Genomic DNA, 21,067 nt, shown 5'->3' on the forward strand with positions numbered 1-21,067 from the left:
TCCAGCACCATGGAGCAGACGCCGGCGCGGTCGAGCGCGACCGCGTCCTGCATGAGCTGTTCGACCGCCTTCAGCGACTTGCCCTGCACCTTGTAGCCGCCCATCAGGTGCAGTGACTGCGGGGTGAGGCCGATGTGTCCCATGACCGGGATCTCGGCGTCAATCAGGCGCTCGATCAGGCGCACGCGCCTCTGCCCGCCCTCGATCTTCACCGCCTCCGCCCCCGATTCTTTGACGAAGCGGGCGGCGTTGGTCAGTGCCTCTTTCTGGGTGACCTGGTAGGAGGCGTAGGGCATGTCGGCCACGAGGAAGGCGCGCTTGGTGCCGCGGCGGACAGCGCGTGTGTGGTGCAGCATCTCGTCCATGGTGATGGGCAGGGTGTTGTCGTAGCCGAGCACCACCATGGCGGCGGAGTCGCCGACCAGGATGATGTCGATGCCGGCCTCGTCCACCAGACGCGCCGTCGGGTAGTCGTAGGCGGTCAGGCAGGTGATGAGCTGATGCTGGGCTTTCTTTTCGAGAAGAGTGGCGGTGGTGACTTTGTGGCGGAAATCGCCGGAATGGACGCTCACGGTTCCTCCAGTGCCCCTCCGGCTCGGCCGGATAGAGCCTGTCAGTCGCTAGGATGCGACTGGAGACATTTTAGTCGCAGCATTTGCTGGGGAAAAGGAAAAACTCGGCCCTGTGATTACTGCCTAATCCGTAACGAGTAGTGGTTAGCAACCAACCGCCAGCGCCCTTGCTGCTTTACCCATACCCTGGTAAACCGAGTGTCTCGGGGAACAGTCTTACCTTTGTCTTGCCCAACCATTGTGGAGAGGCCAGTCTCCACCGCCGTGTTTTCGTAGACGCGTACCCGGACCTCGTCGGTAGTGATCGACTGAAACTTCAAGTCACCCGACGTAAAATCCGAAATCACCTGTGGCTTGGTTCTCACTGTGCCGCTTGGTCCTACGCCGATAAAATCATCCGCGTAGATGCGATCAAGGGCCACCGCATCAGCGCCGATCTGCGCTTGAATGCGTTCGTGATCCACTCGTCTTATCGCCTGCTCGACGCTGCTTCTTTGATCTCTGCTTGCGCCCTGCTTTTGTCCTAGGGCGATCGAGGTGGCAGTGAGGGCCAGGGCGGCTATAACGAGCGTTCGTCTCATAAGAACCCTCCATTACCAAGTAACGCAAAGCATGCTACTGACCTTTCATTCCTGGCTCCTGATTACTGGCTCCCGATCTAGGCGCTGGCGGCGTCGGCGCCCAGGGGCAGGAAGTACTGGGTGCCCTTGATGGGCTCGGTCAGGCGGCGGAGGAGCTCCTGCAGGTCCTCGTGGCGTTCCACGAAGTCGATGTCGGAGGTATTCACCACCAGCAGGTCGGAGCCGGTGTAGTGGAAGAAGAAGTGTTCGTAGGCCTTGACCACCTCTTCCAGGTAGTCGTCGCTGATGTTCATCTCGCTGGGGACGCTCTTCTTCTTGAGGCGCTTCTTCAGCACCTCGGGCGTGGCCTGGAGGTAGATGACCAGGTCGGGCGTGGGCAGCAGGGAGCGGAAGTACTTGTAGTAGCGGTCGTAAAGGTCGAGTTCGACGTCGCTGAGGTTGATGTTGGCGAAGATCTTGTCCTTTTCGAAGATGTAGTCGGCGACCACCGTCTTGTGGTTGTGGGGGCCGACCTCCAGTATCTTCAGCTGCTCGAAGCGCTCGACCAGGAAGGCGAATTGGGCCTGGAAGGCGGCGCCGGGGTCGCCATCGTAGAAGGCGCGGAGAAAGGGATTGTGCACCGGCTCGGCGACGCGCTGGGCGTGAAGGCGTTCGGCGATGATCTGCGCCAGCGTGCTCTTGCCGACGCGTATCGGGCCTTCGACTGCGATGTACCGGGGCAGCTCGAAAAGATTGGCCATGGTCCGGAACGGTTAAGCGGAGCATATCTCGCAAAAGGCGCGAGGGCAATTGTGGATTTCCAGTGCTTAGGAGTTACTCGGCAGCCCGCATCATCTCGGGAATGGTGACAAAGCGGTAGCCGTCGGCCTGGTAGCGGCGGAGCAGGCGGGTGGTGGCTTCGACGGTGGGGGCGCGGTCCGCGCCCATCTTCAGGTGGGAGCCGTCGTGCAGCAGGATGATGTCGCCGCCGCGGATGCCGCGGACGGCATGGCGCTCGATGGGATCGGCGGAGCGGGCGTTCCAGTCGAAGCAGGTGACGGTCCACATCACCGGGGTCATGCCGCGAGCGCGGACGGCGGCGAAGGTGCCGGGGCGGCGTCCGCCGAAGGGAGGGCGGAAGAGGCCATCGTGGGGGCCGGCGGCGTCGGCGATGGCCTTGTCGGTGTCGTCCAGCTCGCGGCCCAGGCGCGCGGCCGAGGCGAAGGTCAGCAGGGGATGATTGTAGGTGTGGTTGCCGATGGCGTGACCCTCCTGGCGGATGCGTCGGACGATATCGGGGCGCTGGACGACGTAGCGTCCGATGAGGAAGAAGGTCGCCTTGGCACCGTGCTGGGCGAGGATATCGAGCAGGGCGGGGGTGTGCGCCTCGTTGGGGCCGTCGTCGTAGGTGAGGGCGAGGAGCTTGGAGCCGGACACGCCGAGGAAGCTGCGGCCGTAGAGCTGCGACCTTGGGCCCATGGTGGCATAGCCCGCATAGGCGACGGCGGCGGCTCCGGCGATGAGTCCGAACATTTGGCCATCATTGTAGCCGCTGGGAAAAAAAGGCGCGGCTGAAGCCGCGCCCGTGAGAGCAAGTTGCGCAGGCCGCTCACTTCATGTACTGGTCGCGCAGGCGGGTCTGGCGGGTCTCCATGGAGACGGCCCGGCCCTGGATGTAGACCTGCTTGACGTCGGTCTTGGGATCGAGCGGGTCGCCGGTGGCCACCACGACGTTGGCGGTCTTGCCCACGTCGAGGGAGCCGAGCTGGTCGCCGAGGCCCCAGATCTCGGCCGCGTTGAGCGTGATGGCCTTTAACGCTTCGTCGTAGGGCAATCCGAAGGCGACGGCGTAGCCGGCGGCATAGGGCAGGTTACGGGACTGGTGGGCGTCATAGGAGGCGAAGGCCAGCTTTACCCCGCGTTTCTGCAGCTCGGCGGGCATGCGGTAGACCGAGTCGTAGCGCTCGCCTTCTTTAGGGCGGGCATAAATGGGGCCGATGATGACCGGCAGCTTGCTGGCGGCGATCATGTCGAGCAGCTTGTTGGCGTGCTCGACATGGTTGAGGATGACGCGCAGGTTGAATTCCTTGGCCAGCTCGAGCGCGGTCTCGATGTCGCCGGGCTCCTCGGCGGCAAGAACGATGGGCTTCTTGCCGTCGAGGTACGGAACCAGCGCTTCCAGCTTGAGGTCACGCTTGGGCGGGGTCGGGGGACCCTTCTTCTCGTCTTTCTTGTCGTCCTTATTCTTCTCCTCCTTCTGCGGCTCGGCCTTCTTCTTCTCGTAATCGGCCCACTTCTGCTGGTAGTCGCGGGCGTCGATGAAGGCCTGGCGAAGTTGGGCAGCCACGCCCATGCGGGTGAAGGGGAACTTGGCCTTCTCCCAGGAGTCGTTGCGGCGCTGCTCGCCGGTGAAGTTCAGAGGCAGGGCGATGTCGCGCACCAGCAGCATGTCCTTCGCCGACTGGCCCTCGAGCTGGATAAATGACGACTGGCCGGGAAGGGTGTCGGTCTCGCCGGCGGCGACGATGGCGTTGGTGATGCCGTTCACCCGGGTGACGGGGATCAACTGCGATTCCGCGTGGAAGGCCTCCCAGACATGGAGGTGGGGAAAGATCTCGTCGCTGGGCTCGATGTAGTCGTTGGTCATCTGCTCGGCGGAGATCTCGGTCAGGCCGAGGCGGCTCTCGGAGTCAATCAGGCCGGGATAGACGGTCATGCCGCGCACATCCACGATCTGCGCACCTTTGGGCACGGCCACCGAGCCGGCAGCGCCGACCGCGGTGATCTTGCCGTTCTCCATGACGACCGCGCCGTTCTCGATCACGCCGTGGGAGACGGTGAGGATCCTGCCGCCACGAAGGACGATGGCGCCGGGCGCCGCGGCGGGTTTAGCGGACTTCTGGCCGGCCGCCGAGCCGGTTGCCACCATGAGCGCAAGAGCGAGTCCGAGTGCGCGCTTCATTGGCCCTCCTTGTAGTACGGCGTGCCCAGGCCGGGCAGGCTGCGGTCGAAGAAGACGTCGCCGTCGATCAGCACCATGTCCACCAGGGCGTAGATGGAAAGCGGGTGGGCGTTCCAGATGGTGATGTCGGCGTCCTTGCCCACGTCGAGCGAGCCGACACGGTCCTGCACGCCCACGTTCCAGGCGGCGTTGAGGGTGACCATCTTCAGGGCCTCGTCTTCAGTGGCGCCGCCGTAGCGGATGGTCTTGGCGGCTTCCTGGTTGAGGCGGCGGGCGAAGTCGTCGGAGTCGCTCTTGATGGCGACGTTGACCCCGTGGCGCATGGCGATGACGGCGTTCCAGGGGATGGCGTCCCAGGCCTCTTCCTTGTAGCCCCACCAATCGGCGAAGGTGGAGATGCCGATGCCGGCGGCGGCGATCTGGTCGGCGACCTTGTACGCCTCCAGCGCATGCTCGAAGCTGCGCAGGGTGTAGCCGAACTCCTTGGCCATGGCGATCTCGGTGAGGAACTCGTCGGCGCGGTAACAATGATTGTGGACGAACATCTTGCCGCGCATCAGGTCGGCGAGAGCTTCCAGCTTCAGGTCGCGCTTGGGGGGCTTGGCGTCCTTGTCTCCGCCTTTGACCTTGGCGTCGTACTGCTCCCACTCGCGCATGTAGTCCTGGGCCTCAGCCAGCGCCTGGCGCTGGACAGCGAAGTTGCCCATGCGGGTGGAGGGGAGCTGCTGGCGGCTGCCGTAGACCCGCTTCGGGTTCTCGCCGCTGGCGAACTTGATGGATCGCGGGGCGCTGGGGAAGAGCAACTGGTCGCGTCCGAGGCCGTACTTGTGCTTGATGACGATGCTCTGGCCGCCGACCATGTTGGCGGAGCCGTGCAGCAGCAGCGAAGTGGTGACGCCCCCGGCCAGGGTGTAATAGATGTTGCGGTCGGTGTAGTCGAAGGCGTCGAGCATCATCATGTGCGGGGTGACGGGGCTGGTGGCCTCGTTGATGTCGTCGCGCAGAGCGATGTGGGAGTGGGCGTCGATAATGCCGGGCATGACAAACTTGCCGGTGGCATCGATGACCTTCGCCGACGGCGGTGCGGTGACATTGGCGCCGACCGCGGCGATCTTGCCGTCCTTGATGTACACGGAACCGTTCTTGATGGTGCCGTGAGTGACGGTGAGGATGGTGCCGTTCCTGATCAGCACCTCGTTGTGCCCGACGGACGGAGCCTGGGACTGGGCGGACGCCATGCCGCCGGCGAGCAGCGCCGTCACTGCGAGACATGCCCAGGCGCGTATGACTTGACGCATCGTTCCTCCTTGGAAAAAAGAAGGGAGATTGTAAAGGGTCGCGGGACGACGGGACAGCCGGAAATATAGGCCGGCGAAGCAAGGAAAGCCGGCTGTCACACGTGTCCGTGTAAACTGACGTCCGACCCAAGAAAAAGTCACTATGCGAGCCGTGGTGCAGCGCGTCAGCCGGTGCAAGGTGAGCGTCGGCGGAGAAGCCGTGGGCGAGATCGGCAGGGGCCTGCTGGTGCTGTTGGGAGTCGGGCAGGGCGACAGCGAGGCCGCCGCCGACTACCTCGCCGACAAGACCGCCGGGCTGCGCATCTTCGAGGACGCGGAAGGGAAGATGAACCTGGACGTCGCACAAGCCGGCGGAGCAGTGCTGGTGGTCTCGCAGTTCACGCTGCACGGCGACGTGCGGCGGGGGAAGCGTCCGTCGTTCGACCGCGCGGCGCGGCCGGAAGAAGCGCGCCGGCTGTACGAATACTTCGTCGGTAGGATCCGGGCAGCCGGGTTGCGCTGCGAGGCCGGCAGATTCCAGGAGATGATGGACGTCGAACTGGTGAACGCGGGGCCGGTGACCATCCTGCTGGATTCGGAGAAAACGTTCTGATGCTCGAGCCCCAGGACGTTCTCGATCCGCAGCAATCGTGGTGGGGATGGCTGGTCGCGGGCGGAGCGATCGCCGCCGTGGTCCTGGCGCTCTGGCTGATCAACCGGCTCCTGCCAGAGAAGATGCGCAAGGGCTACACGGCGGGCGCGGGGAACGCGCTGATGCGGGCGGAGACGTTCTTCCGGCCCTCGCGCGAGCATGTGATCGAGGCAAAGCAGCAGGAGCGGAAGGAAGAAGACGACGAAGGCGGGCGGGAGAAAACAGGGAAGGTATAGGGGTTCTTCGACTGGCGCCGCGATGCGCCCAAACTTGGGGCGCAAAAGAAACATCGCGGCGCTTCGCTCAGGATGACAATCGGGCAGCAGCCAGGACGGCGTCTGCGATCTTTGCTGCTTCCACCGCCGGCTTGACGTCGTGCACGCGGACGATGTGCGCGCCCTTCAAGATGCAGGCCACGGTCGAGGCCAGAGAACCATGGAGACGCGCATCCGGCGGGGCGTCGTGGCCGTTGCGCGCCAGGGTGCGGCCGATGAAGGACTTGCGCGAAGTCCCGGCGAGCAGCGGAAAGCCGAGGCGGTGAAGCTGCTCGAAATGAGCGAGCAGCGGGTAGTTCTCCTCGAAACTCTTGCCGAAGCCGAAACCGGGGTCGAGGACGATGCGATCGCGGGCGACACCGGCGTCCATCGCAGCCTGGCTCCATTGCCGCAATTCCCGAGCGACTAAACCGACGGCATCGGTGAGGGGCGGCAGCGCGCGCCATTCCTGCGGCCGCCCGCGCATGTGCATGAGGATGACGCCGCATGCGAGTTCGGCGACCGCGGCGGGCATCTGCGGGTCCCAACGGAGAGCGCTGATGTCGTTGACGATCTCGGCGCCGGCGGCGACCGCGCGGCGCGCCACCTCGGCCTTGTAAGTATCGATCGAGAGCAGGGCGTCGGGGCGCCGGCTGTGGATGCCCTCGAGCACCGGCATGACGCGGCGCAGCTCTTCTTCGACGGGGACGCCGGTGTATTGCTCGGCGGCGGTCTCGATGGCCCTCGAGCCCGGGCGGGTGGACTCGCCGCCGAGGTCGAGGATGTCGGCGCCGTCGTCGAGCATCGAAAGCGCGTGCTCGACCGCCGGTCCGCACTCGAAGAAGCGCGCTCCGTCGGAGAACGAATCGGGCGTCACGTTCAGAACGCCCATCACCAGAGTACGGTGGCCCAACTGCAGCGAGCGGGTGCGCAGCTTCCAGGTGAACGAGGGACGCATCGCGGACAAGGTATCAGATAGAATCTGTCCTTTCCCACCCAAGCCAGAGTCGGGCTTTCTGTGGGTACCCAGGCGATGCCCCTCTACGAATTCCAGTGTCCGAAGTGCGGGTACCGATTCGAGCGGATCCAGAAGTTCTCCGATCCCGATCCGAAGAGGTGTCCGGAGTGCGGCGCAAGGAAGGTCGAGCGCCTGCTGCACGCCCCGGCGGTGCAGTTCAAGGGTTCCGGCTGGTACGCGACTGACTACGCGCGCCGGGGTCCCGCTGCCCACGGCGAGAGCAAGAGCGAGGCCAAAGCGGAGGAAAAGACCGAGGCCAAGCCCAAGCCCGAATCCAAGCCGGAACACAAAAAGGACAAGAAGAGATAGGCCCAAGGGGCCGGCCGTGGCACGCCCCCGCCCAAAGGCGGGGGCTCCACAGTCAGCGAGTCTTCGCGGGTTTCGACTGGCCCACGCGCGGGCTGACCTTGAAGGTGAGCTTCTGCGCGGCAGGGTCGAGATCCACGACCACGTGATCGCCGTGCAGCACCTCGCCGTCGAGGATCTTCAGGGCCAGCGGGTCCTGCACCAGGCGCTGGATGGCCCGCTTCAGCGGACGGGCGCCGTAGTTGATGTCGAAGCCCTCGGTGAAGAGGCGCTCCTTGGCGGCGTCGGTCAGCTCCAGGCTGATCTTGCGGTCGGCCAGCAGGCGGCGCAGGTCTTCCAGGCGCATCTCCACGATGCGGGTGAGCTGCTCCTTGCCCAGCGGGTTGAAGATGATGATGTCGTCCACGCGGTTGAGGAACTCGGGTTTGAAGTGGGCGCGGACGGCGTCCATCACCAGCTTGTGGGCGCGGCTCAGCTCCTGCTGCAGCGCCTCGTCGGCATCTTTCCTGCCCTTGCCGTTGCGGTGGGTGTCCACGAAGCCGATGTACTTCTGCGCCGCCTCCTGCAGGTACTGCGAACCGAGGTTCGAGGTCATGAGGATGACGGTGTTCTTGAAGTCCACGGTGCGGCCCTTGCCGTCGGTGAGGCGGCCGTCGTCCATGATCTGCAGCAGGACGTTGAAGACGTCCGGATGCGCCTTCTCGATCTCGTCGAAGAGGATGACCGAGTAGGGGCGGCGGCGGACGGCCTCGGTGAGCTGGCCGCCTTCCTCGTAGCCCACGTAGCCCGGCGGAGCGCCAATGAGGCGCGAGACGGCGTGCTTCTCCATGTATTCCGACATGTCGAGACGGACCATGGCGTGCTCATCGTCGAACAGGAACTCGGCGAGCGAGCGCGCCAGCTCGGTCTTGCCGACGCCGGTGGGCCCCAGGAAGATGAACGAGCCGATGGGGCGGCGCGGGTCGCTGAGGCCGGCGCGGGAGCGGCGGATGGCGTTGGCCACGTGCTCCAGGGCGGCGTCCTGGCCGATGACGCGCTGGCGCAGGCGCTCCTCCATCTGCACCAGCTTCCTGACCTCGCCTTCCAGCATGCGGGAGACGGGGATGCCGGTCCACTTGCTAACGATGCGGGCGATGTCCTCTTCGTCCACTTCCTCCTTCAGCATGCGGTGGCTCTTCGCCTTGCCGTCGAGGGTCGCGTCGAGCTTCTCGATCTCACGCTGCAGCGCGGGCAGCTCGGAGTACTGGATCTGCGAGGCACGCGTGTAGTCTCCCTTGCGCACCGCATCCTGCTCCTCCTGTTTGAGCCGCTCGGCCTTTTCCTTGAGCTCGCGGACACGGCTGATGGCGCCCTTTTCCTGCTCCCAGCGGGCGCGTAGCGACGTGATCTGCTCGCGCAGCTGGGCGAGCTCGCGCTCCACCGACTGCAGACGCTCGCGCGAGTTCGGGTCATCTTCCTTGGCCAGGGCCTGGCGCTCGATCTCCAGGTTGGTGGCGCGGCGCTGGAGCTGGTCGATCTCCGCGGGCACCGAGCCGATCTGCATGGAGAGGGCGGCGGCGGCCTCGTCCACCAGGTCGATGGCCTTGTCGGGCAGGAAGCGGTCGCTGATGTAGCGGTGCGAGAGCGTGGCCGCGGCGATGATGGCGGAGTCCTTGATGCGCACTCCGTGGTGCACCTCGTACTTCTCCTTCAGGCCGCGGAGGATGGCGATAGTGTCGTCCACGTTGGGCTCGCCGACGAACACCGGCTGGAAGCGGCGCTCCAGGGCGGCGTCCTTCTCGATGTGCTTGCGATACTCGTTGAGCGTAGTAGCGCCGATGCAACGCAGCTCGCCGCGCGCGAGCGCGGGCTTCAGCATGTTGGAGGCGTCGATGGCGCCCTCGGCGGCGCCGGCGCCCACCAGGGTGTGCAACTCGTCGATGAACAGGATGATCTGGCCCTGGGAATCCTCGATCTCTTTGAGAACGGCTTTCAAGCGGTCCTCGAACTCGCCCCGGAACTTTGCGCCGGCCAGCATGCCGCCCAGGTCGAGGGCGACCAGGCGCTTGTTTTTCAGAACCTCGGGGACGTCGCCGGAGATGATGCGCTGGGCCAGGCCTTCGACGATGGCGGTCTTGCCCACGCCCGGCTCGCCGATCAGCACCGGGTTGTTCTTGGTGCGGCGGGAGAGCACGTGGACGACGCGCCGGATCTCCTCGTCGCGGCCGATGACCGGGTCGAGCTTGCCGCGGCGGGCCAGCTCGGTCAGGTCGCGGGCATAGCGCTGCAAGGCCTGGTACTTGGCTTCGGGATTCTGATCGGTGACCCGCTGCGAACCGCGCACTGAAGTGAGGGCGTTCAGGATCGCCTCGTAGGTCCCGCCCTGGGCGGCGAGCAGGCGCTGGGCAGCGTCGCCACGCTGCTGGGCGATGGCCAGCAGCAGGTGCTCGGTGGAGACATACTCGTCCTTGAAGTTGTCGGCTTCCTTAAAAGCCTGCTCGAAGACGTTGCCCAGCGGGCGCGATAGCACGGCCTGGGCCACGCCTGCGCCGGACACCTTGGGCAACCGCTCCATCTCGCGGGCGGTCTCTGCCCGCAGGGCCTGGGCGTTGACGCCGATCTTGGCCAGCACCGGGGATACGATGCCCTCCTCATCGGCCAGCAGGGCGGCCAGCAGGTGCAGAGGCAGCAGCTCGCTGTTGCCGTGCTGCGAAGCCAGGTCGTTGGCCGCCTGTACGGCTTCCTGCGCCTTCAACGTGAGTTTGTCCCAGCGGATGGCCATGTTGTTATCCCTCTTCTCTAACTCTGATGCGCGGCACGCGTGATCCTTCGGGCCTGAAGGCCCTCAGGACGACGCCGAAGAAATATGGGGCGGCCTAGCCGCCCCCTTTTTCTCATCGCTAGCGACTAGCGACCAGCTCAGGCCGCCTTGCCGGCGCCCTTTTCCGTGCTTTTCCCTTCGATCTGCTTGCCGGAGCCGATGTTCACCTTGATCTGCTTGGGCTTGGCTTCGGCGCGCTTGGCCAGGCGGATCTTGAGGAGGCCGTTCTCGAATTCGGCGTTGCACTGCTCCGGATCCACCGTGTTGGGAAGGGTGAAGCTGCGGGAGAAGGAGCCGTAGCGGCGCTCGATGCGGTGGAAATTCTCTTCCTTCTCTTCCTTCTCGAACTTGCGCTCGCCCCGGACCGTGAGGGTGTTGTCCTCCAGGCGGATGTCGATGTCCTTCTGCTCCACACCCGGCACCTCGAGCTTCAGGGTGATGGCATGCTCGTCCTCGTACACGTCCACCGGAGGAACGAAGCTGCCGGTCGTCATCAGCTCATCTTCGCGGCCAGGGGCGAAATCCTGGAACAACCGGTTCATGCGGTCCTGCAGAGTGCTCAGTTCGCGGAAGGGGTCCCAACGAGTCAAAAGCGTCATGGTTCGTTACCTCCAACTGATCTCGGTTGATTTGATGCTGCCATAAGCATGATGGAATCATAAAATCTTAGTGCATTATTGTCAAGACATAGAAGTAGCTTTATTGTCAATTAGTTATAGCCACTCTAAGTCTGGAGCCAGGGACTACTGAGCTGAGAGGATAACGCACTTCAGGTAGGAGGTCTCGGGGATGCCCAAGACCACGGGATGATCCTGGGCCTGGCCTCTCTTCTCCAGGATTCGGACCGTACGGCGGGCGTCGAGAGCGGCCTCGGTGAGCATGGCGAGAAAGTCGGCCTCGCTGACGTGGTAGGAGCAGGAGCAGGTCACCAGGGTACCGCCGGGGCGCAGCATCTTGAAAGCGCGCAGGTTCAGCTCCTTGTATCCACGCAGGGCGGTGTCGAGAGCGCGCTTGCTCTTGGCGAAGGCGGGCGGGTCGAGCACGATGGTGTCGTACTGTGTGCCGGCGTCGGAATAGTCGCGCAGCAGGTCGAAGGCGTTGGCCTCCATCCACTCGATCTCGCGGCCGTTCAGCGCGGCGTTCTGCTCCGCTTGCTCCAGCGCAGGGCGGGAACTGTCCACGCCGGTAACGCTGTCGCAGCGAGAGGCCAGGTGCAAGGCGAAGCCACCCTGGTAACAGAAGACATCGAGCGCCTCGCCGTGGGCGTAACGGGCGGCGGCGGCATAGTTCTCGCGCTGATCGAGGAACGAGCCGGTCTTCTGTCCGGCCAGGGCGTCGAAATGGAAGCGCACCCCGTTCATGGTGACGACGGTGCGCGACCGGTCCCCGCGCAGGATGCGGGTTTCGGCCGCGGGCAACTGCTCCAGCTCGCGAATGCGCGGCTCCACCCGCTCGACGATGGCGGCCGGCTGCAGCTCATCCGCGAGCTGCGCCATCAGCTCCTCTTTGCGCTGGTCCATAGCCTGGGTGAGCGCCTGGAAGGAGACAATGTCGTTGCAGCGGTCCACGATCAGCCCGGGCAGTCCGTCGGCTTCGCTGAAGACCAGGCGGCAGGCATCGCTGTCGTGTACGACCTGCTTGCGATATTCCAGGGCAGTGCGGAGCCGGTCGCGTAGCAACAGGGGGAGCTCGGCCGGCGGCAGCGGTTTGGGCGACACCATGCGCAAGGCGATCTGCGACGCGGAACTGTAGAGGGCGGAGCCCAGGACCTTGCCGCGCGCGTCCGCAACACTGACCAGCGTGCCCGGCGGGATGGCGTCGGTCGCGGTCACATCGGAGCGGTAGACCCACACGTGTCCGGCGCGCAGGCGGGCCACGCCTTTGGCAGTGATCTTAATCGTGTGACTTTCAGTCGAGATTGGCGCGTGCTTCGTCATCCGCAAGTTTGCGGGACGGCCCTACTGACCGGGAGTCTGGATGGGCTCTTCAGTGGCTTGGACTTGGCGCCTGAGTTCAGCAAGAACATCCGCCGGCAGTTGATCGTGGCAGGTTTCTTCCAAATTAGGCTGCTGCTCCACGTAGACCTGCAGACCGTGGTGTATCTCGTCTTGAAACACGTCCCCAAAATCCGCCTCTTGGCGGCGATCAATGTGCAAGAAGCGACCATCATCAGCATCGAAGTAACGGCGGCTACAGCTGCCCAAATGATTAACGTAGGCGACGAAGACGCTTCCATAACCGCTGTCGGCGAGGTAGTACCAAGCCTTCTCTACTCGATGCCCTCGTTTGCCGATCCGCCGCGTTGACGTGGTCTCCTCCTCGGGCTTCGAGGTGTCGTAGTACAGGATGCGCTGGCAGCTGTCGCAGGCCATGATCTCGCTGTTGGTGCGGACCTCGTTGTAGGTCTGGGGCCGCAGCATGACCTGGCAGGCGCTGCACTTGTGATCGCGGGCCTCGGCGAGCGCGTTCTTGCGCACGCCGGCGACCCGGTCGTAGTAGGCGAGATGGGCGGGGGCGATGGCGGCGCGCAGGCGGTCCTGCTGCCCGGTCCAAGCGGCCAGTTCGGCTTCGTCCTTGGCGGTGACGGCGCGCGCTTCCACCTTTTCTTTCTCGATCTCCGCGGCCTCGGCCTTCAGCTCCGCCTCCGCCGCCTTGAGCTTCTTTTCCAGCTCCTCGTTGCCGACCATGCCCTCCAGGATGCGGTCCTCGCAGGCGCGGATCTCGCTCTCGGCGAACTGGATCTCCTGCAGCAGGGCCTTGTACTGCTCGTTGGTCTTCACGCCCAGGGACTGGTCGCGGTACCTGGAGATCTTCTGCTGCTCGTCCTGGATCTTCTGTTCCTGCTTCCTGCGGTCGGTCAGGTTTGCGCTGATGGCGCTCTTGGTTCTCTCCACCTGCGACTTGGTATCGGCGAGCTGGGCCTCGATGGCGGCCATGCGCTTGGGCAGGGCGGCGACTTCGGCGGTCAGACGCGCGATCTCGCGCTCCACGCGCTGCAATTCGATGAGTTTTTCGAGGTCAGGATTCATCAGGGGAGCCTGTGGAAATTCTATCACGCGTGCCCGCACGAGCACTTTGCTGCGGCTGCGCCGGGGAGAATCCGGTGTATGATGCGGCCAACGAGGGGGGCCGCGGGAATCTTGGGAAACAAAGCCCGGGCTCCGCTCATCCAACCATCATGGGAAACCCGTGTGGCGAGCGGGTTTTGGGAAGAGGAGAGCGGCCCAGGGCCGCAACGGACGAACATGGAGATCCCGGAACGCTCGCAGGAACCGCAACCACAACTCTCCGCAGATCAGGTCGAGGAACTCCGCAAGATCCGCCGGCTGCAGATGATGATGAACATGGTGCTGTCGGTGCTCAGCCAGGACGAGGACCTGACCATCGAGGAGGCGTCGGAGCTGGTGGCCAGCACCAAGCGGGCGGCGCTGGCTATGTTCCCGGACAAGGAGTTCGCCTTCGACATCCTCTACAAGCCGCGGCTGGAGCGGGTGATGCGAGAGCGCTTCCGCATCCAGTGAGACCTACCTGGCCGGCGGATTCTCCGGGGCGCGCTCGATGCGGTTCAGGCGGAGGGTGAGCGTCCCCCAGAACATGCGGGCGCGCATCTGCACCGGGATGCGGGCAGCGTCGTCGGAGTACCAGAGCCACACCTTGCCGGGCTTCCTCTGCGCGCTGGCCGGCGATGCCAGCAGCTGGACCCGCACCGCGCGGAAGGTGCCGGCGGGAACCTTCACCGGCTCGCGGGCTTCGGCCGCCGCCTCCACCGTCTGCGTCTTGCCACCGTCGTTCAGCGGAAAGGTGTAGACGCTGCCGGTCTGGAGAGGCAGGGAGCCCAGGTAATAGATCCCGCTGAGCACATCGGTGACGCAGGGAGGGATGTCATTCTCGACGTGCTTGCTCTCGTTCGACTTCAGGTTCTTCTCGTCAAGGACAGCTTTGCTGCGGGCGTAGTCGAATCGGATGTCGGTTTCGCGCTTGCGGAAGCCTTCTTCCGTGTACTTGAGGATGTGCGAGGAGCAGAAGCTCTTGGCGTCGAAGGCGGATTCGAAGCGGTCGCGGACGGTGTAGAGCAGGGAAACGAATCCGGTGGAGACGGCGGTGCCCGACACCTGTTTTTCACCCTTGGGACCAGTCTGCAGGCGCAGGGTCGCGAGCCCGGCAGTCCAGAGCCTCCATTCGGCTTCGTAGTGGTAGGTCTCGGAGTCCGGCCAGTGGTGGCCGGGCTCCGGGGCGCGGACACTGGCCGCACTGATGGTGGCGGGCGCGGTCTGCGCGACCGGATACACCCGTGATCCCAGCATGGCCAGCAGTGCCAATGCGCAGATCCAGCGCGCAGCTTTTGCGATGATGGCCAGAGTCCCTCTACAAGAACCTCAGTTTGATGACGAGCGCCGCCAGCATGGCAACGGCCCCGAGCAAGGCATTGTACTCGCGGTGCTTCAGGTATCGTTCCCGGGAGAAGGCGCCGGGAACGCCGGCCGGAGTCACCCTGGGCAGCAGGCGCGGGACGCGCGCAGCGTATTCGTCAAAGCCGCCCAGGTGGGCCCGCAACCAGGCTTCTTCCCAGCGGATGACCGGGATGTAGACCGCTAAGAACAGTGCCAGCATGCCGGCCGCGATCCAGGGACTGCGAGCTGCGAGCGCAAATCCGGCGCCGACGAGGATCGATCCCAGGTAGAGCGGATTGCGGGTGTAAGCGTAGGGGCCGGATTGGGTGATCTCCTCCGCCTTGCTGACGTGTCCCGAGGCCCAGGCGCGCAAGGCCAGCCCCACGGCCGCCACCGCGGCGCCGGCGATGATCGAGGCCGCCGTGGGACGAGCCAGCCACAGGTACAGCACGGCGAAAACGAAGCCCACCGGGACGCGGATGCGCCGCGCCCATGTCCCCCAGTCACTCATGCGGCGACTCCAGGCCGAGATACGGCGCCAGCCACGGGGTCGGGCGCGTGTATCGCAGGCCGAGCGAGCGGCAGGCTCCGCGCAGCGCCTCCTCAGGCTTCGGAAACCCGTGGTGGACGAGGATACGCACGTTGGCCGGCTTGCGCGGCGTGCGCACGAGCGAGACGGGAAAGACGTACATGCAGTGCCGCTTGAAGCTGCGGCACCACTCCTCCGGCCACCATGTCAGGTTCTGCACCGCGGACGAGAGATACTCCTGCTCGTTGCGAAAGCGGGCCAGCACGTCGGCGGTCTGGGCGTGGAAGCGGGGCAGCACTTCCTGGTGGCGGCCTGCCTCGAAGCGGAACACCGAAGAATTGCCGACCTTGCGCCCGCCGCGCAGCCAGTCGCGGATAATGCAGAACTCACCCGGATGATCGAAGAAGCAGTCGATCGCATCCATGATGACAATGTCGAGATCGAGGAACAGGGTCGTGCCCTGAAGGCCGGTCTGCTTCTGATCGAGGATGCCGAGCTTGTTCCACCCGCGCTCCGGACCCGGCGGGAAGCTGACCCGAGGCAGCGGGCGAGCTTCCACCGGCGGCGCGACACCGGCGGGGTCGTCGGTGAAGCAGAGGAAGCGATAAGGGCGGAAAAGATGGCGCTGCACCATCTGGTACAGCCGATTCACGGAGGCGGCACCGTACTTCGTGCCCCACTTCATGCAAACGATGTTCACCGTCTGCGCAGGTTGCGAAGGCTTGTGCACGGAAAGATGAACGATTGTCTCATGCAGGAGCGGCCGGGGCGAACCTGCAGCTCACACCGGCCGTCCGCGGCGCCGGGCGATGGCGTCGAGCATGGCGTCGATCGCCGCCTGCGCGTCCACCAGTTCCATCTTCACCGGGACAACGGCCAGAGGCTTCAGCGAAGAGAAATAGCCGCCCAGGTTCACGGCATCTTTTTCCGTGGTGACGAAGCCGCCGGCGTCGCACTTCTGGGCCAGGTGCAGCAGTTCGTGGACGTCGTCCTTGGTGTAGCGGTGATGATCGCGGAAGACGGCCTCCCCCGCGGGCTCGATGCCCGCCTTGGTCAGCTGCAGGAAGAAGTTCTTGGGGCGGGCGATGGCGCAGAACGCCACCGGGCGGGGCGGGACATTCGTGGCCAGGATGCCGCGCCTCGCGCGCCAGAAAGCTCTGGCCGCGGGGAATGCGTGCGGTTCGGCGCCGCTCATGAGCACGACGGCGTCGGCGCGGCGCAGCGCGGTCAGTGCCTCGCGCAGGCGTCCGCGGGGCAGCAGGCGGTCGCGTGCCTCCTCGGGAGTCACCAGCACGACATCGAAGTCGCGGGCGAGTTGCCGGTGTTGAAAGCCGTCGTCGAGGAGGTGAAGCCGGGTCTCAAACAGCTTTTCCGCAGCGGCGCCGGCCTGGTAACGGTCTTCGCCGACCACCACCGGAACCTTGAGCTTGCGCGCGATGAGTAAAGGCTCGTCGCCGAACTCTTCCGGCAATCCCGCGGGGTCCACGACGCGCACGCCTGTGCTCTTGCGACCGTAACCGCGGGAGAGCACGTCGAAGGAGATGCCGCGCGCCTGCAGGAGTTCGCCCAGTGCGATCACGAACGGTGTCTTGCCCGAACCACCGGTCGAGATGTTGCCCACGCTGACCACGGGCCTGGCGAGGCGGCGCGCGGCCAGCAAGTCGCGGTCGTAGAGCTGATTGCGGAACGCGGTCACGAAGCTGTAAACGGAGGAAAGCATCATCCGGCGCGGCTCTCCACGGCCGGTAGAAGCGTCTCCAGCGCTTCCAGGGTGCGGGCGGTGGCGCCGGACTGCGAGCGAAAGACATCGGCCGCGCGCTGTCCCAGCTCGCGGCGGACGACGGAATCATCGAGCAAGCGCAGGAGTTCGGCGCTCAACCACTCCGGCGCGGCCACGCTGACCGCGCCGGCGCGGCTGAAGATGTTCACGATGTCGCGGAAATTCTCGGTGTGCGGTCCGGTCACGATGGGCACGCCGTGCTGCGCCGGCTCGAGAATGTTGTGCCCGCCGCGGGGGACCAGGCTTCCTCCGACGAAAGCCACGGACGCCAGCGTATAGACGGCGGCCAGTTCGCCGATGGTATCCAGCAGGATGACCGCCCCGGCGCAGGATTCCTGGCCGGTCATGCGGGAGCGCCTGATGAAACTCGAGCTGCTGCCCAACAGCAGGCCGGCGACCGATTCGAAGCGCTCCGGGTGCCGCGGCGCCAGGACCAGCGCCGTCCGCGGGTGCGACTTGAGCAAAGGGCGGAAGGCATCGAGCAGTAACGGCTCCTCCCCTTCCACGGTGCTGCCGGCGACGATGACCTGGTCCACGCCGGAACGGGCAAAAGCAGCGCCCAGCATCTCGACCACGGGCTTGGCCGCCGGGGCGGCGATATCGAACTTCAGGTTGCCGGCGACGCGCACGCGCTCCGCCGGCGCGCCGATCTCGACCAGCCGTTGGGCGTCCAGCCCGCTCTGCGCCAGGAAGACTGCGACGCGGCGCAGCACATGCCTCCAAACGAATCGCAACCACCGATACCGCGGAAAAGAGCGATCCGAGATGCGCGCATTCACCACCGCGACGCGCGCGCCTTGGGAATGGGCGGCGTGCAGGAAATTCGGCCAGAACTCGGTCTCCGCCAGCACCACCATCGCCGGACGCAACGCCCGCATGTAACTGCGGACACTGAACCCGAGGTCAAGCGGGAAAAAGAAGACGTTCTCCTCGCCGAATCGTTCGCGAGCCAGCTTCTGGCCGGTGGCGGTGGTGGTGGAGACGAAGAGCCGCCGCCCGGGATGGCGCGCGGCCAACCCCTCGACCAGCTTGCCGATCGCCAGCACCTCGCCGACCGAGACCGCATGCACCCAGATGCATCCCTCCGGCGACCGGCGCAGGATGCGCGGCGGCACGCTGCCCAGGCGCTCGGCCAGTCCGGAGCGGTACTTGCCGGCGGCGAGCATCTTCCACAGCCAGTAGGGAAGGGTCACCAGCAGCGCCAGCAACAGCGCCGCGCTGTAGAGGAAGTGCATCCGCTGGATTCTACGGCATGACAGCACGGGGGCAGCCGCTGGGTGGCGAAAACCGCCCTCCCGCGTCCATAATCGGTACATGCGCCGCGCGCTGATCCTCTCCGTCCTGGCGGGGTTGTCGCTTTCCGCCGCGCTGCTGATCGCCGACGATAAGGTCTTCGTCGCCCCCAAGGCCTACCACGCCAACACCTATCCCGCCCGCGACGAGCATCCCCTGGAGCACGTCAGCATCGCGGCGGATCCGTACGACCTGCCGGACAAGACGGCGGGCGTCTTCCGCGTGCCGTACAAGCAGGCGGGCTTCGTGCCCATCCGGCTGATCGTCTCCAACGACGGCGACTCGACGCTGGTGCTGAGCGACATGAAGGCCGAGTTGATCACTGTGCGGAAGGTCAAGATCCGGCCGGCGGTGCCCGACGACATCTATCGCAGGATCGCGAAGCAGGGGAAGCGTCCCGACGAGCCGCGTACCGTCCCGCTGCCCATCCCCCGCAAGGCGAAGCCCAGCGTGAGCAAAGAAGCGCAGGACGAAGTCGAGGCTTCCGGGTTCCTGGCCCGGGCCGTGGAGCCGCACAGCACCCAGGCGGGCTTCCTGTACTTCGACGTGGAGGGAATCTCCAATCCGTTGGCGGGCGCGTACCTCTATGTCACCGGGTTGCGCGACGCCGGGGGGCAGGAACTGATGTACTTCGAGATCCCGCTGGAAAAGTACCTGAGCTATCGCCCCGGGCATTAAGCGTTTGCCCGGCACTTCTTTCGTCCGGCGCTGTACTTCCGCGCATCTAGATGTGCACTGTTGGAAGATTGCGCGCCCAAGTGCCACCGCATAAGCTTGATTTCAGGCACCAGCAGGAGGCCGTTTCTGGCCACCACGGCCCCCTGATCCGCGGAAGGAGTGCGATCAGTTGATGATCAGAAGATGGTTTCTCGCCCTGGCCTGGACCGGCCTTTTTCTTTCGCTCAGCGCGTGTGGCGTTGGCGGCGGCTCACCCATCGACAAGGGGACGGGGTCCGCGCCTCTGAACGTGAATATCGGCGATGCTTCCGCGGACCGCATCGTCTCGTTCGACCTGACCATCAATTCCGTGACCTTGACCGGCAGCGGCGTCAGCGCCACCCTGCTGTCGACGCCGACCAAGGTGGAATTCAGTCACCTTTCGGGCACGGTCGCGCCGCTCTCGCTGGCATCGGCCTCGAACGCGACCTTTAACAACCTGACCATCACCCTGGCCGACCCGCACGTGACCATCATCAACGACCTCGGCGTTCCGGTGGCGGCCAATGCCAGCCTGACCCAAGCCAGCGTGTCGGTGCCCATCAGCGCCACCTTCAACAACACGGCTTCGACGCTGAACATCGACCTGAATCTCGCGCAGTCGACCACCTTGAATCTGGGAGTCAATCCGCCCACCGCCAGCATCGCCCCGATCCTCACCGCTGCCGTGGTGACGAACGCCGCCTCCAGCCAGACGCCGGAGACGGGCGGGTTCCAGGAGGTGACCGGCGCCATCAGCGGTATTGCCGGCAGTTCGTTCACCATCAGCGTGAAACAGGCCGGGGAGACACTGACCTTCGCCACCGACAGCAACACGACCTTCAGCGGGGTGAGCGGCGTTCCCGCCTTGCAGACCGGTAACGTCGTACAGGTGAACGGCGCCACCATGAACGATGGCACCTTGCTGGCGACCCGCGTGAGCCTTCAGGTCGGAGGCCCCGCCGGGCTGGAGGTGGAAGGGCTGGTCGCCAGCGTGACCGGCAGTCCGGCGACGAGCGTCGATGCAGTCGTGCACGATGTGGCGACCAGCAGCGCATCGCAGCCCGCTATCGCTGACATCGTGACCACCGACATCAGCACCGTACCCGCCAACAAGTTCCTGGTGAACAGCGCGGCCGACCTGACCGGAGTGGCCGTCGCCTTCGACGCCAGCCACGTGGCCGTGGGACAAAGCCTGGAACTCGATGCCGCCACCGCTGCGGCCAACAACATCGTCGCCGACCAGGTGCAGTTGAGGGACGGAACGTGGACCGGCACCATCACTGGCGCCATCATTCCCGTGGGAAACGCGACGAAGTTCACGCTCACGCTCCCCTCCGATTCCGCCCTGGTCAAGCTGACGGCGCCAACCCTGAACCCGGTGACGACCATCACCGTCTTCAAGCAGCCCTCCACCACGATGCTGAACGGGGTCACGATCACGCCCAACCTGGCGGTGCGGGTGCGGGGCCCGCTCTTCTTCGACGGCGCCAACTACACCCTGGTCGCGGTACGCATGACCACACCGTGACCTCCTGAGCCGCAGGGTGCGATATGCGATACTGAATCCATGCCCATGCCCGCGCTGCCTCCGGCCGAGCCCAAGTCCGTGGTTGTGAACCTGACGGCCGGCACGGGCATAGAGATCGAGTGGAAGGACGGCCACCGCAGCAGCTACACCTTCCAGTACCTGCGCGACGCCTGCCCCTGCGCCATGTGCAACGAGGAGCGCGACAAGACGGGGCGCGAGCCCGGGGAGGCGGCAAAACCCGCTGCCGGCGCGCTTCCCATGTTCAAGGCGGCGGCGAAGCCGGTCCACGTGGAGCGCATGGGCAAGTACGCGATCCGTTTCACCTGGAACGACAAACACGAGCACGGGATCTATTCCTGGGACTACTTCCGCCACATCTGTCCCTGCGCGGAATGCCGCGCCCTGCGCGCCGCCAGCCAGGAACCGACCACGAAGGTGCAGTAGGC

General features: G+C 65.2%; 23 protein-coding genes. 7 read left to right on the forward strand and 16 right to left on the reverse strand.

Going from position 1 to position 21,067, the window contains the following annotated elements; translation table 11 throughout:
- The 6 genes from panB to VMS96_12275 all read right to left on the reverse strand — a co-directional run.
- Nucleotides 1-572, reverse strand: a 572-nt coding sequence (gene panB, locus VMS96_12250) for a 3-methyl-2-oxobutanoate hydroxymethyltransferase (GenBank protein HVP44196.1), incomplete at its 3' end; no start/stop codon positions are given.
- A 116-nt stretch (nucleotides 573-688) separates the two neighbouring features.
- The gene (locus VMS96_12255) at nucleotides 689-1,153 is read right to left on the reverse strand and encodes a nuclear transport factor 2 family protein (protein HVP44197.1); all 465 of its coding nucleotides are present in this window, start codon (nucleotides 1,151-1,153) and stop codon (nucleotides 689-691) included.
- A gap of 77 nt (nucleotides 1,154-1,230) precedes the next feature.
- Nucleotides 1,231-1,893 carry a deoxynucleoside kinase gene (locus tag VMS96_12260; GenBank protein ID HVP44198.1) on the reverse strand — a complete coding sequence of 221 codons (663 nt, stop codon included), beginning with the start codon at nucleotides 1,891-1,893 and terminating at the stop codon, nucleotides 1,231-1,233.
- A 73-nt stretch (nucleotides 1,894-1,966) separates the two neighbouring features.
- Nucleotides 1,967-2,665 (reverse strand): polysaccharide deacetylase family protein, encoded by a 699-nt coding sequence (locus tag VMS96_12265; GenBank protein HVP44199.1) that lies wholly within the window; start codon nucleotides 2,663-2,665, stop codon nucleotides 1,967-1,969.
- A 76-nt stretch (nucleotides 2,666-2,741) separates the two neighbouring features.
- Nucleotides 2,742-4,094, reverse strand: a complete 1,353-nt coding sequence (locus VMS96_12270) for an amidohydrolase family protein (GenBank protein HVP44200.1) — start codon at nucleotides 4,092-4,094, stop codon at nucleotides 2,742-2,744.
- Complete coding sequence (locus VMS96_12275) at nucleotides 4,091-5,392, reverse strand: amidohydrolase family protein (GenBank protein ID HVP44201.1); 1,302 nt, start codon at nucleotides 5,390-5,392, stop codon at nucleotides 4,091-4,093. Before VMS96_12275 ends, VMS96_12270 begins: the two co-directional genes overlap by 4 nt.
- A 142-nt stretch (nucleotides 5,393-5,534) precedes the next feature.
- Here VMS96_12275 and dtd point away from each other — a divergent pair, with 142 nt between their 5' ends.
- Entirely contained in the window at nucleotides 5,535-5,984 is a 450-nt protein-coding gene (gene dtd, locus VMS96_12280) for a D-aminoacyl-tRNA deacylase (protein HVP44202.1), read from the forward strand.
- Nucleotides 5,984-6,259, forward strand: a complete 276-nt coding sequence (locus tag VMS96_12285; protein ID HVP44203.1) for a hypothetical protein — start codon at nucleotides 5,984-5,986, stop codon at nucleotides 6,257-6,259. The genes dtd and VMS96_12285 overlap by 1 nt, the downstream gene beginning before the upstream one ends.
- A 67-nt stretch (nucleotides 6,260-6,326) precedes the next feature.
- Here VMS96_12285 and folP read toward each other — a convergent pair whose 3' ends face one another.
- Nucleotides 6,327-7,235: a dihydropteroate synthase gene (gene folP, locus VMS96_12290; GenBank protein ID HVP44204.1), complete on the reverse strand. Its 909-nt coding sequence runs from the start codon at nucleotides 7,233-7,235 to the stop codon at nucleotides 6,327-6,329.
- 75 nt (nucleotides 7,236-7,310) lie between these two features.
- Here folP and VMS96_12295 point away from each other — a divergent pair, with 75 nt between their 5' ends.
- A complete protein-coding gene (locus tag VMS96_12295) occupies nucleotides 7,311-7,604 on the forward strand; it encodes a zinc ribbon domain-containing protein (GenBank protein ID HVP44205.1) in 294 nt (97 codons plus the stop codon).
- A 52-nt stretch (nucleotides 7,605-7,656) separates the two neighbouring features.
- Here VMS96_12295 and clpB read toward each other — a convergent pair whose 3' ends face one another.
- The 4 genes from clpB to VMS96_12315 all read right to left on the reverse strand — a co-directional run bounded on the left by clpB (nucleotide 7,657) and on the right by VMS96_12315 (nucleotide 13,430).
- The gene (gene clpB / locus VMS96_12300; GenBank protein ID HVP44206.1) at nucleotides 7,657-10,362 is read right to left on the reverse strand and encodes an ATP-dependent chaperone ClpB; all 2,706 of its coding nucleotides are present in this window, start codon (nucleotides 10,360-10,362) and stop codon (nucleotides 7,657-7,659) included.
- Between the two features lie 137 nt (nucleotides 10,363-10,499).
- Nucleotides 10,500-11,000 (reverse strand): Hsp20/alpha crystallin family protein, encoded by a 501-nt coding sequence (locus VMS96_12305; GenBank protein HVP44207.1) that lies wholly within the window; start codon nucleotides 10,998-11,000, stop codon nucleotides 10,500-10,502.
- 144 nt (nucleotides 11,001-11,144) lie between these two features.
- A complete protein-coding gene (locus VMS96_12310; protein ID HVP44208.1) occupies nucleotides 11,145-12,338 on the reverse strand; it encodes a class I SAM-dependent rRNA methyltransferase in 1,194 nt (397 codons plus the stop codon).
- Nucleotides 12,339-12,359: 21 nt separating this feature from the next.
- Entirely contained in the window at nucleotides 12,360-13,430 is a 1,071-nt protein-coding gene (locus VMS96_12315; GenBank protein ID HVP44209.1) for a C4-type zinc ribbon domain-containing protein, read from the reverse strand.
- A gap of 162 nt (nucleotides 13,431-13,592) precedes the next feature.
- On the opposite strand from VMS96_12315, the gene VMS96_12320 reads away from it, so the two are divergent.
- Nucleotides 13,593-13,922: a hypothetical protein gene (locus tag VMS96_12320; GenBank protein ID HVP44210.1), complete on the forward strand. Its 330-nt coding sequence runs from the start codon at nucleotides 13,593-13,595 to the stop codon at nucleotides 13,920-13,922.
- 3 nt (nucleotides 13,923-13,925) lie between these two features.
- On the opposite strand, the gene VMS96_12325 is transcribed toward VMS96_12320, so the two are convergent.
- The 5 genes from VMS96_12325 to VMS96_12345 all read right to left on the reverse strand — a co-directional run bounded on the left by VMS96_12325 (nucleotide 13,926) and on the right by VMS96_12345 (nucleotide 18,336).
- Nucleotides 13,926-14,720: a DUF3108 domain-containing protein gene (locus VMS96_12325; protein ID HVP44211.1), complete on the reverse strand. Its 795-nt coding sequence runs from the start codon at nucleotides 14,718-14,720 to the stop codon at nucleotides 13,926-13,928.
- A gap of 46 nt (nucleotides 14,721-14,766) precedes the next feature.
- Nucleotides 14,767-15,303, reverse strand: a complete 537-nt coding sequence (locus VMS96_12330; protein ID HVP44212.1) for an isoprenylcysteine carboxylmethyltransferase family protein — start codon at nucleotides 15,301-15,303, stop codon at nucleotides 14,767-14,769.
- Nucleotides 15,296-16,006 (reverse strand): hypothetical protein, encoded by a 711-nt coding sequence (locus VMS96_12335; protein HVP44213.1) that lies wholly within the window; start codon nucleotides 16,004-16,006, stop codon nucleotides 15,296-15,298. The genes VMS96_12330 and VMS96_12335 overlap by 8 nt, the downstream gene beginning before the upstream one ends.
- Before the next feature lie 96 nt (nucleotides 16,007-16,102).
- Nucleotides 16,103-17,044 (reverse strand): tetraacyldisaccharide 4'-kinase, encoded by a 942-nt coding sequence (gene lpxK, locus VMS96_12340; GenBank protein HVP44214.1) that lies wholly within the window; start codon nucleotides 17,042-17,044, stop codon nucleotides 16,103-16,105.
- A complete protein-coding gene (locus VMS96_12345) occupies nucleotides 17,041-18,336 on the reverse strand; it encodes a 3-deoxy-D-manno-octulosonic acid transferase (protein HVP44215.1) in 1,296 nt (431 codons plus the stop codon). Before VMS96_12345 ends, lpxK begins: the two co-directional genes overlap by 4 nt.
- Nucleotides 18,337-18,415: 79 nt before the next feature.
- Here VMS96_12345 and VMS96_12350 point away from each other — a divergent pair, with 79 nt between their 5' ends.
- The 3 genes from VMS96_12350 (at nucleotide 18,416) to VMS96_12360 (ending at nucleotide 21,065) form a co-directional block, all read left to right on the forward strand.
- Complete coding sequence (locus VMS96_12350) at nucleotides 18,416-19,072, forward strand: hypothetical protein (GenBank protein ID HVP44216.1); 657 nt, start codon at nucleotides 18,416-18,418, stop codon at nucleotides 19,070-19,072.
- A 172-nt stretch (nucleotides 19,073-19,244) separates the two neighbouring features.
- Nucleotides 19,245-20,621: a DUF5666 domain-containing protein gene (locus VMS96_12355; GenBank protein HVP44217.1), complete on the forward strand. Its 1,377-nt coding sequence runs from the start codon at nucleotides 19,245-19,247 to the stop codon at nucleotides 20,619-20,621.
- Between the two features lie 39 nt (nucleotides 20,622-20,660).
- Nucleotides 20,661-21,065 (forward strand): DUF971 domain-containing protein, encoded by a 405-nt coding sequence (locus VMS96_12360; protein HVP44218.1) that lies wholly within the window; start codon nucleotides 20,661-20,663, stop codon nucleotides 21,063-21,065.
- Nucleotides 21,066-21,067: the final 2 nt, after the last annotated feature.

It is taken from the genome of Terriglobales bacterium, assembly GCA_035543055.1.
In the GTDB taxonomy this organism is placed as follows: domain Bacteria; phylum Acidobacteriota; class Terriglobia; order Terriglobales; family Acidobacteriaceae; genus JAIQFD01.